Below are 12946 nucleotides of genomic sequence, written 5' to 3'. Positions count from 1 at the left end.
TGCCTGCGATGGCGGCGTGTCAGCTGGTATAAATGCCAGCTGACCTACCGCCATCGCAGGCAAGCCAGCTCCCACATTTAGTCCGTGTTCACAGTCAATCCTTTGTGTCGACTGGGGTCTTGCCATCCCAACCACCACCCAACGCGGCAATCAGTTGCACACTCGCCACCAGGCGTGTCTGCAGCAGGGTCAACACCGTGCGCTCATTACTCAACGCCGTCGCCTGCACCTGCACCACATCCAGATAGGCAATCAGCCCGGCCTTGTACTGGTTCTGGGTCAGGCGCAACGATTCGCGGGCGGCGTCCAGCGCTTCATTGCTGACCACGGCTTCGTCCTCCAGCACCTTGAGCTGGACCATGTAGTTTTCCACTTCGCGGAAACCGTCCAGCACGGTCTGGCGGTACTTGGCCACGGTCTCGTCATAGCTGGCCACGGTACGGTCGACTTCGGCCGAGCGCTGGCCGCCGTCGAACAGGGTCATGGCGAGTTTCGGGCCCACCGACCAGAAGCGGTTCGGCAGGCTGATCCAGTCGGCGTAGGTGCTGCTGGAATAACCACCCGCCAGGCTCAGGCTCAGGTCCGGGTAGTAGGCGGCCTTGGCCACGCCGATATTGGCGTTGGCGGCGATCACCGAGCGTTCGGCCGAGGCGATGTCCGGGCGGCGTTCCAGCAGTTGCGACGGCAGGCTCACGGGGATCTGTGGCAGCGCCGGGATGTCGTTGCTCACCGCCAGCTTGAAGTTGGCCGGTGCCTCGCCGATCAACACGGCAATCGCGTTTTCCAGCTGGGCACGCTGCCAGATCAGGTCGATCAGGCTGGCCTGGGTGGACTTGAGCTGGGTTTGCGCCTGAGCCACCGCATCCTTGCCGGAGACGCCGGCGCGGTATTGGTTTTCGGTCATTTGCAGCGAGCGCTGGTAGGTATCGAGCGTGGCTTGCAGCAAGCGGGTCTGCTCATCCATCACCCGCAGTTGCAGGTAGTTTTGCACCAGTTCCGACTGCTGGCTCAGGCGCATCGCCGCCAAGTCCGCCGAACTGGCTTGGGCCGTGGCGTCGTTGGCTTCCAGGCCACGGCGCAATTTACCCCAGACGTCCGCCTCCCAGCTCACCCCCAGTTGCGCGTTGAGGGTATCGCGGATACCGCTGCTGGAACTGCTGAGGCTGGCGTTGCTGCTGCCGGTGCCCTGGCTGGCGCGGGTTTTCCCGGCGCTCAGGTCAACCGTGGGGAAAAATGCACCACGGGCGCTGCGCACCTGGGCCTGGGCCTGGCGAAAGCGCGCCTCGGCCTGGGCCACGGTCTGGTTAGAGGTGTTCAGGCGCACCACGAGGTCGTTGAGCTGACGGTCGCCGTACAACTCCCACCACGCGCCACGTGCCAAGGCATCGCTCGGCGTAGCCTGGCGCCAGCCCTGCGCTTCCTTGAACTGCACCGGTTCAACGACGTCCGGGCGCTTGTAATCCGGGCCAATGGCGCAGGCGCTGAGCAACAGGCTACACAGCACCGTCACCAACAGTTTCTGGCTTGTCTTAGGGAAATCGGTCATAGCGCAGTGTCCAGGGCAGCATCGGTACGCACGCCACGCCAGGCGTTGAAGCGATGGCGCGCGCGGTCGAGATAGAGGTAGACCACCGGGGTGGTGTAAAGGGTCAGGATCTGGCTGAACACCAGGCCGCCGATAATGGTCAGGCCCAGGGGCTGGCGCATTTCCGCGCCTTCGGCGGTGCCGAGCAACAGCGGCAGCGCGCCGAGGATTGCCGCCAGGGTGGTCATCAGGATCGGCCGCAAGCGCAGCAGGCAGGCGCTGCGGATCGACTCCAGCGGGCTCATGCCGTCATGCCGCTCCAATTGCAAAGCAAGGTCGATCATCAGGATCGCGTTTTTCTTCACCACGCCAATCAGCAGGAACAAGCCCAGCAGGGAGATCAGGCTGAACTCGCCGCCCAGCAGGTAGATCGACAGCAACGCGCCAACCCCCGCCGACGGCAGGGTCGAGAGGATGGTCAACGGGTGAATGTAGCTTTCATACAAGATGCCCAGCACCAGGTACACCGCCACCAACGCACCCAGGATCATGAACGGCTGGCCCTTCTGCGTCGCGGCGAAGGCGTCGGCGGTGCCGGCCATCTTCGCGATCACGTCTTCCGGCAAGCCGACCTTGGCAATCGCCCGTTCGATGGCGGCGGTGCCCTGCTCCACCGTGACCCCGGGTGCCATGTCGAAGGCAATGTTCTCCGAGGCGAACTGGCCTTCGTGGCTGACGCGGTCGTCCGCCAGGCTGTTTTCGTAATGGGCGATGGTCGACAACGGCACCCGCGCGCCAGTGGAGGTGATCACCTGCATCTGGTTCAGGGTGATCGGGTCCTGGGCGTATTTCGGATTGACCTCCATCACCACCTGGTACTGGTTGAGGCTGTCATAGATGGTGGAAATCTGCCGCTGGCTGTAGGCGTTGTTCAACACCGCCGTGACCATCGCCATGTCGATGCCCAGGCGCTTGGCCTGGTCGCGGTCGACAATCAGCGTGACCTGCGCCGCACCCCGGCCTTCGCGGGCGTCGATGGCGGTCAGTTCCGGCAGCTCGCGCAAGGCGCTGACCACTTTCGGGTACCACAGGCGCAACGCGGCCAGGTCACCGCTTTGCAGGATGTAGGAATACTGCGCGCTGCTCTGGTCGCGACTGCCACCAAATTGCAGGTCCTGGTCGGCCATCAGGAACAAGCGCCCGCCCGGCACCAATGGGACGTTCTTGCGCAAGCGCTCGATCACCGCCTGGGCCGAGACCTTGCGCTCGCTGATGGGCTTGAGGCGCACCAGCATCACCGCGTTGTTGGTGCCGTTGTTGCCACCGATAAAGCCGGCCACGCTCTGCACCGCCGGGTCCTTGAGCACAGCGATGCGGAAGGTCTCCATCTTCGGTTGCATCACGTTGAACGACAGGCCGTCATCGCCGCGTACAAAGCCGATCAACTGGCCGGTGTCCTGCTGCGGCATGAACGTCTTGGGCACCACCACGTACAGCGCGATATTCACGCCCACGGTGATCAACAGGCTGAGCAGGGTTAGACGCCGGTGACGCAGCACCCAGTCGAGGCTGGTGGCGTAGCCGGCGACCATGCGGTCGTTGACCTTCTGGCTCCAGCGCTGCAAGCCGGTCATCTGGCCTTTGACATGGGGCTTGAGCCAACGGGCGCAGAGCATCGGGGTCAGGGTCAGCGAGACGATCAGCGAGACGATGATCGCCGCCGACAAGGTGATGGAAAACTCACGGAACAGGTTGGTGACGATCCCGCCCATAAACAGGATGGACAGGAACACCGCCACCAGCGACACGTTCATCGACAGCAAGGTGAAGCCGACTTCCTGGGCCCCCAGGTACGCCGCTTTCATCGGTGGCACGCCGTCGTCGATATGCCGGGAAATGTTCTCCAGCACCACGATGGCATCGTCCACCACCAGGCCGGTGGCGAGGATCAACGCCATCAGCGAGAAGTTGTTCAGCGAGAACCCGAACAGGTACATCACCGCAAAGGTGCCCACCAGTGACACCGGCACCGCCAGCGTCGGAATCAGCGAAGCGCGGAAATTGCCGAGGAACAGGTACACCACCAGGATCACCAGGGCGACGGCAATCAGCAAGGTCATCTCGGCTTCATGCAGGGTCGCGGTGATAACGGGCGAGCGGTCCATGGCCAGGTTGAGCTTGACGCTGGACGGCAGCACCGCCTGCAACGCCGGCAGCTGGGCCTTGATCTGGCGGACGGTCTCGATGATGTTGGCGCCGGACTGGCGGTTGATCACCAGCAGCACGGCCGGTTCGTTGTTGAAGAAACCACTGTTGTAGCGGTCCTCCACGCCGTCGCTGATCTTTGCCACATCGCCCAGGCGCAGGGCCGCGCCGTTCTGGTAGCGGATCAGCAACGGTTCGTAGTCCTTGGCTTTTTCCAGCTGGTCATTGGCCTGGATCTGCCAGTTGCGCTCACTGTCTTCCAGGGAGCCCTTGGGCCGGCGCTGGTTGGCATTGGCGATGGTGTTGCGCACATCGTCGAGAGCCACGCCGTACTGGTCGAGGGCCTTGGGTTCGAGTTCGATGCGCACGGCTGGCAGCGAGCTGCCGCCGATCTGCACTTCCCCCACGCCGGGCACCTGGGACAGGCTTTGCGAGAGGATCGTCGAGGCCAAATCGTACAACTGGCCCTTCTGCAACACGTCCGAGGTCAGCGACAGCACCATGATCGGCGCCTGGGACGGGTTGATCTTCTTGTAGGTCGGCATGCTGCGCATACCGCTGGGCAGCAGGTTGCGCGAGGCATTGATCGCCGCCTGCACTTCCCGCGCGGCGCCGTTGATATCGCGGTCGGAGTCGAACGCGAGGATCACCCGCGTCGAACCCTGGCTGGAATTGCTGCTCATGGTGGTGATGCCGGCAATCGCGCCGAACGAGCGCTCCAGCGGCGTCGCCACGGTAGAGGCCATCACCTCGGGGCTGGCCCCGGGCAAGCTCGCCGAGACCACGATCACCGGAAAGTCGATCTGCGGCAACGGCGACACCGGCAGCAGGTTGAAGCTCACACCGCCCAGCAACATGATCGCCAGGCTCAGCAACATGGTGGCTACCGGCCGGCGGATGAAAGGTCCGGACAGGTTCATGACTCAACCGGCTCCAGGCTTTGCGGCTCTTTGCGCCAGCGCCGACCGAGGCGGTCGAAGTACAGGTAGATCACCGGGGTGGTGAACAGGGTCAGCACCTGGCTCACCAGCAAACCGCCGACCATCACCAGACCCAGGGGCTGGCGCAATTCCGCGCCCGAACCGGTGGCCAGCATCAATGGCACTGCGCCAAACAGCGCGGCCAATGTGGTCATCAGGATCGGCCGGAAACGCAACAGTGCCGCCTGGTAAATGGCGGTCTGCGGGTCGAGGCCCTGGTTGCGTTCCGCGTCGAGGGCGAAGTCGATCATCATGATCGCGTTCTTTTTCACGATACCGATCAGCAAGATGATGCCGATGATCGCGATCATGCCCAGGTCATTGCCGCTGAGCAGCAACGCCAACAAGGCGCCCACTGCTGCCGACGGCAAGGTCGACAGAATGGTGATCGGGTGGATATAGCTCTCGTAGAGCACGCCAAGCACGATGTACATGGTCACCACCGCCGCCAGGATCAGCAGCAAGGTGCTCGACAGCGACGCTTCGAACGCCTGGGCCGCGCCCTGGAACTGGGTCTGCACGCCCACCGGCATGCCGATGTCTTTCTGGGTCTGGTTGATCAGCTCCACGCCTTTGCCCAGCGCCACGCCGGGGGCCAGGTTGAACGACATCATCACCGCCGGGAACTGGCCGATATGCGCGATCGCCAACTGCGCCTGGCGCTGTTCGACCCGGGCCAGGCTGGACAGGCGCACCTGGCCGCCATCGGTGGTTTTCACGTGGATCTGGTTCAGCGCATCCGGGCCGAGGGTTTCGCCGGATTGCGCCTGCAACACCACGCGGTACTGGCTGGCCTGGGTGTAGATCGTGGAAATCTGCCGCTGGCCGAAGGCGTCGTACAGCGCGTCGGTGATGGTCGATACCGTCACGCCCAGGCGCGAGGCGGCATCACGGTCGATCACCAGGAACACCTGCAAACCCTTGTCTTGCAGGTCGCTGGCGACGTCGGTGAGTTCCGGCAACTGACTCAAGGCGTGTACCAGCTTGTCGCTCCACAGCGCCAACAGGTCAGCGTCTGGCGACGACATACTGAACTGGTACTGGGTGCGGCTGACGCGGTCTTCGATGGTCAAATCCTGCACCGGCTGCATGAACAGGCGGATGCCCACCAGCTTGTCGAGTTCCGGTTGCAGGCGGGTGATCACCTCGGCCGCGCTCAAGTCGCGCTGGCCGTGGGGCTTGAGGTTGATCAGCAAGCGGCCGCTGTTGAGCGTGGCGTTGTCGCCATCCACACCAATGTAGGACGACAGGCTTTGCACCGCCGGGTCGGCCAGGATGATCTTGGCCAACTCCTGCTGGCGCTGGCTCATGGCCGCAAAGGAAATCGACTGCGGCGCTTCGGAAATACCCTGGATCACGCCGGTGTCCTGCACCGGGAAGAAACCCTTGGGCACCACCAGGTACAACACCACGGTCAGGCCGAGGGTGGCGATCGCCACCAGCAGGGTCAGTGGCTGGTGCTTGAGCACCCACTGCAACTTGCGCCCGTAGGCTTCGATCATCCAGTCGATCCACGCGCCACTGGCCTTGTAGAAGCGGCTTTGTTCCTCTTCCTTGGGCTCACGCTTGAGCAGGCGCGCGCACATCATCGGCGTGAGGGTCAGGGACACCACTAGGGAAATCAGGATCGCCACCGCCAGGGTGATGGCAAATTCGCGGAACAAGCGCCCCACCACATCGGCCATGAACAGCAACGGGATCAATACGGCGATCAGCGACAGGGTCAGGGAGATCAAGGTGAAGCCAATCTGCTTGGCGCCCTTGAGCGCAGCGGCCAGTGGCGTCTCGCCTTCTTCGATGTAGCGCGAGATGTTCTCCAGCATCACGATGGCATCGTCCACCACAAACCCGGTGGCGATGGTCAGGGCCATCAGCGTCAGGTTGTTGATGGAGAACCCGGCCAGGTACATCACGCCAAAGGTGCCCACCAGCGACAGCGGCACGGCAATGGAGGGAATGATCGTCGCGCTGACCCGGCGCAGGAACAGGAAGGTCACCATCACCACCAGGGCGATGGCGATGAGCAATTCGTGCTGCACGTCGGTGACCGAGGCGCGGATGGTCTGGGTACGGTCGGTGAGCACCAGCACGTCGAGGCCGGCCGGCAGGTTGTCGGTGATGCTTGGCAGCAGCGCCTTGATGCGGTCGACCACCTCGATCACGTTGGCGCCGGGCTGGCGCTGGATATTCAGGAGCACGGCCTGGTTTTCATTGGCCCAGGCGGCGAGGCGCTCGTTTTCGGCGCCATCGACGATCTGTGCCACGTCTTTCAAGCGCAGCGGCGCGCCGTTGTTGTAGGCCAGGATCAATTCGGCGTATTGCTGCGGCGAGACCAACTGGTCGTTGGCATCGAGCATCGACACGCGCGTCGGGCCGTCGAAGTTGCCCTTGGGCTGGTTGACGTTGGACGCGGCGATCAGGGTGCGCACATCCGACAGGTTCAAGCCGTTCGCCGCCAGGGCCTCGGGGTTGACCTTGATACGCACGGCCTGGCGCTGGCCGCCGGCGATGCTGACCATGCCGACACCGCTGATCTGCGCGATTTTCTGCGCCATGCGCGTATCGACCAGGTCATTGAGCTTGGGCAGCAGCATGGTCTTGGACGTGACCGCGAGGGTCAGCACCGGGGTATCTGCCGGGTTGACCTTGTTGTACACCGGCGGCGCCGGCAGGTCCTTGGGCAACAGGTTGGTGGCGGCGTTGATCGCGGCCTGCACCTGTTGCTCGGCGACGTCCATGTTGACGTCGAGGTTGAAGCGCAGGGTCAGCACCGACGCGCCACCGGAACTGGTGGACGCCATCTGCGTCAGGCCCGGCATTTGCCCGAACTGGCGCTCCAGCGGCGCGGTGACGGCACTGGTCATCACGTCCGGGCTGGCGCCGGGGTACAGGGTCATCACGCGGATGGTCGGGTAATCCACCTGGGGCAACGCCGACACCGGCAACAAGCGATACGAAATGATGCCGGCCAACACAATGGCGAGCATGCTCAGCGTGGTGGCGACCGGGCGAAGAATAAACAGCCGCGACAGGTTCATGAACCGACCTTTTGCGCCTTGCCGGCGGTGGTGCCGGTCTCCCCTTTCGCCGCAGGCTTGCCTTGCAGGTGCTCGGTCGGGGTGGTCAGCACTTCGGTGCTGTCGTTGACCACTTCGATTTCAGTGCCGTCCTTCAGGCGGTCGGTGCCTTCCAGTACCACGCGATCACCGGCCACCAGGCCTTGCTTGATCACGGTGTTGTCGCCGTCGGTGTCACCAATGACCAGGGGTTGGATCTTGACCTTCTTGTCGCCATCGAGCTTGTAGACAAAGGTGCCGTTGTTGCCGAACTGGATCGCCGCAGATGGCGCCAGCACCACGTTGTGCAGGGTGTCGGCGAGCAGGTGCACATTGACGAACTGGTTGGGGAACAGTGCCTGGTCCTTGTTATCGAAGCGCCCCTTGAATTTCAGGGTACCGGTGGTCACGTCGATCTGGTTGTCCAGGCTTTGCAACACACCGACGGCCTGTTTTTTCACGTCGCCACGGTCCCAGGCTTCCACCGGCAGCTTGTTGCCGGCGTGGTAGCGGGTGAGCACGGTGTCCAGGGTGTTTTCCGGCAGGGTGAAGACCACGTTGATCGGTTGGGTCTGGGTGATTACGGCGATGAATGTGGTGTCGTTCGCCGCCACCAGGTTGCCCACGTCCACCTGGCGCAAGCCGACACGGCCACCGATGGGCGCGCGGATCTTGGTGAATTCCAGGTTGAGCTTGGCGTCATCCACCGCACCCTGGTTGGTCTTGACCGTGCCCTGGTATTGCAGGACCAGCGCTTCGGCGGTGTCCAGGGTCTGCTTGGCAATACTGTCCTGGGCATACAGGCCGCGATAACGCTCGACATCCACCTGGGCGTTTTTCAGTTGCGCCTGGTTCTGCAACAGCGTGCCCTGGGCCTGGAGCAAGGCGTTCTGGTAGCTGCGCGGGTCGATCTCGGCCAGCAGGTCGCCGGCCTTGACCATCTGCCCTTCTTCAAAGGCGATCTTCACCAGCTCTCCGCCCACCCGGCTGCGCACGTTGATGGTGTTGAGCGCGGTCACCGTGCCCAGCGCCTTGTAGTACACCGGGAACTCGCCGAGCACCGCAGGCGCCACACGCACCGGCACCGGGCCGGCAGAACCGCCGAAGCCCGGGCGCATCATCCCCGACTTGCCGGCACGCCCGGCTGGCGCCTGGGCGGCATCGTCCTTGTGGCTGGCGGGCCAGAATTTCCAGCACAGGCCGGCGATAACCAGCAGCACAAGCAGGCCAAACAGCCAGCGGCGGGACTTACGGGGGGAGGATTGCATGGATTGATCAACCATTGGGCGCGAGAGCTTCTTCTTTGGGAGGCTGAAAGATAAGCACTGGAGCGCGTTTAGAGAAGCGCCTTTACCGGCTATTTACCTTGGGCTTACAACTTTTAACTTCTGACCTTAGTCCATCGGCTAATTCAGCTAAGCGTTTGACCCTTAAATGAAAACGGCCTGGACTAGGCCAGGCCGCAATCATGTAGCACGCGTGTTACTGCCAGACGACAGTCGTGCGCCGATACAGTTACTTCAAAACAGCCAGGGCTGCTTCGTAGTTGGGCTCGTTGCCGATTTCGGCGACCAGCTCGCTGTGCAGGACTTTATCGTTTTCGTCCAGTACGACGACTGCGCGTGCGGTCAGGCTGCGCAGTGGGCCGTCAACGATGTTCACGCCGTAGTCCTCGGAGAACGCAGCGCTGCGGAAATCCGACAGGTTCTTCACGTTTTCCAGGCCTTCGGAACCACAGAAGCGCGCCTGGGCGAATGGCAGGTCCGAGGAAATGCACAGCACAACGGTGTTGACCAGATCATTGGCCTGGGCGTTGAACTTGCGCACCGAGGTCGCGCAGGTCGGGGTGTCGACGCTTGGGAAGATGTTCAGAATTTTGCGCTTGCCGGCGAAAGTGGCCAGGGTGGCGTCCGACAGATCGCCGGCAGTCAGGGTGAAATCAGCGGCTTGGGCGCCGACTTGTGGCAGATCGCCTTCAACCTGGACAGGGTTACCACGGAGAGTGACTTGAGCCATGAACGGAATCCTTTTGCTGTGTTGGGTTAAACGAATTCGAGAGGCGGAAGTTAACCACAAAGCGTGAACTGCACCTACCCGCAAACGGATTCTTTTGCGGAAACGGGCCGTTAATACAGAAATTTCGTACGGCCCATCGAGGGTTAAATGGCGTAGGTCTTGCTGACATTAACTCGGTCGTCGATACCGCCTGTATCAGGGATAAACTCAATGTTGGCCGAAAATTGAGTGGAGTTGCCCACAGTCAGCGTTTTATTGGTATCCCAGGTTATCCAGAGCCCTCTCTGTTGCATTTCGTCAGGGGAGTTGAGCTTGTACTCTCCACCTGCGTTGGCTTTTACCGTAATGTTGATATTTGCATGATCACGGTCACGCACGTAAGTAAACCAGTAGGCCAATGTCTGGATCGTCAGGGTATTTCCAGTACGCAGCCAGCGCATTTGCAAACGCCCCGTGTGACGACCAACAGTCCCGACGAACTCATCTCCTGCCCAACTCAAGGCGCGCTCATCTGGTTTGGATTCGGGTTTGGATTGAGCCGGTGCCTGGCTCGTAGGTGTCTTTTTCATTTCAATGCGACTCCATAGGTGAATGGATCGGGCTCCCAGGCTCGCAAGACTGGGAGGGAGCCACCAACCTAGCAGCGGGCAGCTGCGTTTGATAACTGTGACAAATGACAGTTCACTAGTTCATTTTGCAATCAAGCCCGCGACGTTTGCTTCCATTCCCAACGGGTCTGAGCATCAAGATATTTGTGGTTTAATCGCGGCTTTTCGGCGCACTACGAACCCGCCCCCCAAGGATTTTTCTGTCATGAATCAACCCGCCACCAAAGTCCTGGTCATTGGTTATGTCTGGCCGGAACCCCGCTCCTCGGCTGCGGGCGGGCATATGATGCAAATACTCGAAACTTTTCTTGCGCAAGGTTGGGACATTACCTTCAGCAGCCCCGCCGCACTGGGCGAGCACAAGGCCGACTTGCAAGCCCTGGGCATCGCCGAATGCGCCATCGAACTCAATAACAGCAGCTTCGATGACTTCATCCGCGAACTGGCCCCGGACATTGTGCTGTTTGACCGCTTCATGATGGAAGAACAGTTCGGCTGGCGCGTCGAAAAGCACTGCCCCGACGCCCTGCGCGTCCTGGAAACCTGCGACCTGCAAAGCCTGCGCGACGCTCGCCAGCAGCGCCTGAAGAACCATCTGAAAGCCCACCCCGACAGCGACGACTTCAGCGCCCTCTTTGCCCCGGCCCTGAAGGAAGAGTTCGAGCTGATGGCCGACACCGACATCGCCAAGCGCGAGATCGCGGCGATTTACCGCTGTGATATCAGCCTGATGATTTCCGATGTGGAAGCCCGCCTGCTCACCGAGCAGTTCAAGGTGCCCGCCGTCCTGCTCCACTGGTGCCCGCTGATGCTGGAGGTGCCCACCGCGCCCTTCGCACCGTTTGAAGACCGCGCGCACTTTCTCAGCATCGGCAACTTCCGCCACGCGCCCAACTGGGATGCGGTGCTGTGGATGAAAAACAGCCTGTGGCCGTTGATCCGCCAGCAACTGCCGGGCGCCCAGCTGCACATCTACGGTTCCTACACGCCGCCCAAGGCGACGGCGCTGCACAACCCGGCGCAAGGCTTTCATGTAATGAATTGGGCCGAGGATGCGTTGCAGGTCATGAGCACCGCGCGCATCTGCCTGGCGCCGTTGCGTTTTGGTGCAGGGATCAAGGGCAAGCTGGCGGATGGCATGCTTTGCGGCACGCCAAATGTCACCACGCCGATCGGTGCCGAAGCCATGGGCGATGAGCAACCGTGGCCGGGCGCCATCGAGCAGAGCGCAGCGGCACTGGCCGCGGCCGCCGTGGCGCTGTATCAGGACCGCGAGCGCTGGGCCGAGGCGCAGGAACAGGGCCGCCAGTTGCTTGCGCGTCGTTATGACTACGCCCGTCATGCCCCGGCGCTGGTGGCGTGCCTTGAGCAATGCCGGGAAAACCTGGCCGCCCATCGCCGGAACAACTTTACCGGCAGCATGCTGCGCCACCACGCCCATAAAAGTACGCAATACATGTCGCAGTGGATCGAGGCAAAAAACCGCACCGTATAAACATCGGCGCTGGCAGCCTTACACGCATAGGGGCATTATTCGGGTCGCTACCAACAATAAAGCGACGCCAGCATGACCCGAGCCGCGCGCATCACCGACCCTTCCTACGAGCTGATGGACGATCACAACGGTCTGTCCATCATCTATCGCCAACATGGCTTCCCCTGCCCGCTGGTGCGCTGGCACTTCCACAAGGAATACGAGCTGCACCTGATCGTCGCCAGCTCCGGCAAGGTGTTTATCGGCGACTATATCGGCAACTTCTACCCCGAAAGCCTGTTCCTCACCGGCCCCAACCTGCCGCACAACTGGATCAGCCAGGTGGAGGAAGACGAGGTGGTGCCCAAGCGCGACATGCTGGTGAACTTTACCGACGAGCTGTTTGAGGGTGGCAGCCATATCTTCGCCGAACTGAAAAGCCTGGCACCGCTGCTGGAGCGCGCGCAGTACGGCATCGAATTTCGCTGCAAACACACCATTGCCCAGGCGATGACCTTGATGCAACGCATCGAGGATGCCCAGGGTATGGCAAGGTTGGGGCACTTCTTTATCCTGTTGGAAGTGTTGAGCGCGTGTGAGGACTACCAGTTGCTGTCGGGTGCGACGACGCCGCAGCTGGCCGATGAACACAGCATCGACCGCACCAACCGTGCGGTGGACTACATCTTTGCCCACTACGCGCGGGAGTTGCCGCTGGAGGAGGTGGCGGAATACCTGGGGATGAAGCCCACCTATTTCTCGCGGGTGTTTAAACAGGCCACCGGGCGCACGTTTATCGAATTCGTCAATCGGTTGCGCATCAGCAAGTCCTGCGAGTTGTTGGCCGATGGCGACAAGGCGGTGACGGATGTGTGCTTCGAGTCGGGGTTTAACAACATCTCCAACTTCAACCGGCGCTTCCAGCAGCTCAAGGGTATGACGCCCTCTCATTACCGACGCCTGGCGGTACAGCGCCTGACCGAACAGAACATAAGCTGAACGCATCTTCACCAACACCCAGATTCACCGTTTCAAATCGCGGCCTTTCGTCGGCACTGTCAATTCTGACAGCTAGACACCCC

General features: G+C 61.8%; 8 protein-coding genes. 2 read left to right on the top strand and 6 right to left on the bottom strand.

What is annotated here, in order from left to right; all coding sequences use genetic code 11:
* Positions 1-94 precede the first annotated feature (94 nt).
* The 6 genes from B348_RS0102375 to B348_RS0102350 all read right to left on the bottom strand — a co-directional run bounded on the left by B348_RS0102375 (position 95) and on the right by B348_RS0102350 (position 10351).
* Complete coding sequence (locus B348_RS0102375; protein WP_017734563.1) at positions 95-1546, bottom strand: efflux transporter outer membrane subunit; 1452 nt, start codon at positions 1544-1546, stop codon at positions 95-97.
* Positions 1543-4650, bottom strand: a complete 3108-nt coding sequence (locus B348_RS0102370; RefSeq protein ID WP_017734562.1) for an efflux RND transporter permease subunit — start codon at positions 4648-4650, stop codon at positions 1543-1545. The genes B348_RS0102375 and B348_RS0102370 overlap by 4 nt, the downstream gene beginning before the upstream one ends.
* Positions 4647-7748 (bottom strand): MdtB/MuxB family multidrug efflux RND transporter permease subunit, encoded by a 3102-nt coding sequence (locus B348_RS0102365; RefSeq protein ID WP_017734561.1) that lies wholly within the window; start codon positions 7746-7748, stop codon positions 4647-4649. The genes B348_RS0102370 and B348_RS0102365 overlap by 4 nt, the downstream gene beginning before the upstream one ends.
* Entirely contained in the window at positions 7745-9049 is a 1305-nt protein-coding gene (locus B348_RS0102360; RefSeq protein ID WP_026136498.1) for an MdtA/MuxA family multidrug efflux RND transporter periplasmic adaptor subunit, read from the bottom strand. The genes B348_RS0102365 and B348_RS0102360 overlap by 4 nt, the downstream gene beginning before the upstream one ends.
* A gap of 232 nt (positions 9050-9281) precedes the next feature.
* Positions 9282-9782 carry a thiol peroxidase gene (gene tpx / locus B348_RS0102355; protein WP_017734559.1) on the bottom strand — a complete coding sequence of 167 codons (501 nt, stop codon included), beginning with the start codon at positions 9780-9782 and terminating at the stop codon, positions 9282-9284.
* Between the two features lie 143 nt (positions 9783-9925).
* Complete coding sequence (locus B348_RS0102350) at positions 9926-10351, bottom strand: hypothetical protein (RefSeq protein WP_017734558.1); 426 nt, start codon at positions 10349-10351, stop codon at positions 9926-9928.
* Between the two features lie 244 nt (positions 10352-10595).
* Here B348_RS0102350 and B348_RS0102345 point away from each other — a divergent pair, with 244 nt between their 5' ends.
* Entirely contained in the window at positions 10596-11885 is a 1290-nt protein-coding gene (locus B348_RS0102345; protein ID WP_017734557.1) for a glycosyltransferase, read from the top strand.
* 72 nt (positions 11886-11957) lie between these two features.
* Positions 11958-12863, top strand: coding sequence for an AraC family transcriptional regulator (locus B348_RS0102340; protein WP_017734556.1), 906 nt, complete (start codon positions 11958-11960; stop codon positions 12861-12863).
* The last annotated feature ends 83 nt before the right edge of the window (positions 12864-12946 follow it).

The organism is Pseudomonas sp. CBZ-4 (assembly GCF_000346755.1).
Taxonomy (GTDB): Bacteria; Pseudomonadota; Gammaproteobacteria; order Pseudomonadales; family Pseudomonadaceae; genus Aquipseudomonas.
Note: the sequence above shows the minus strand (reverse complement) of the source record. Positions and strands in the feature narration are given on the sequence as shown.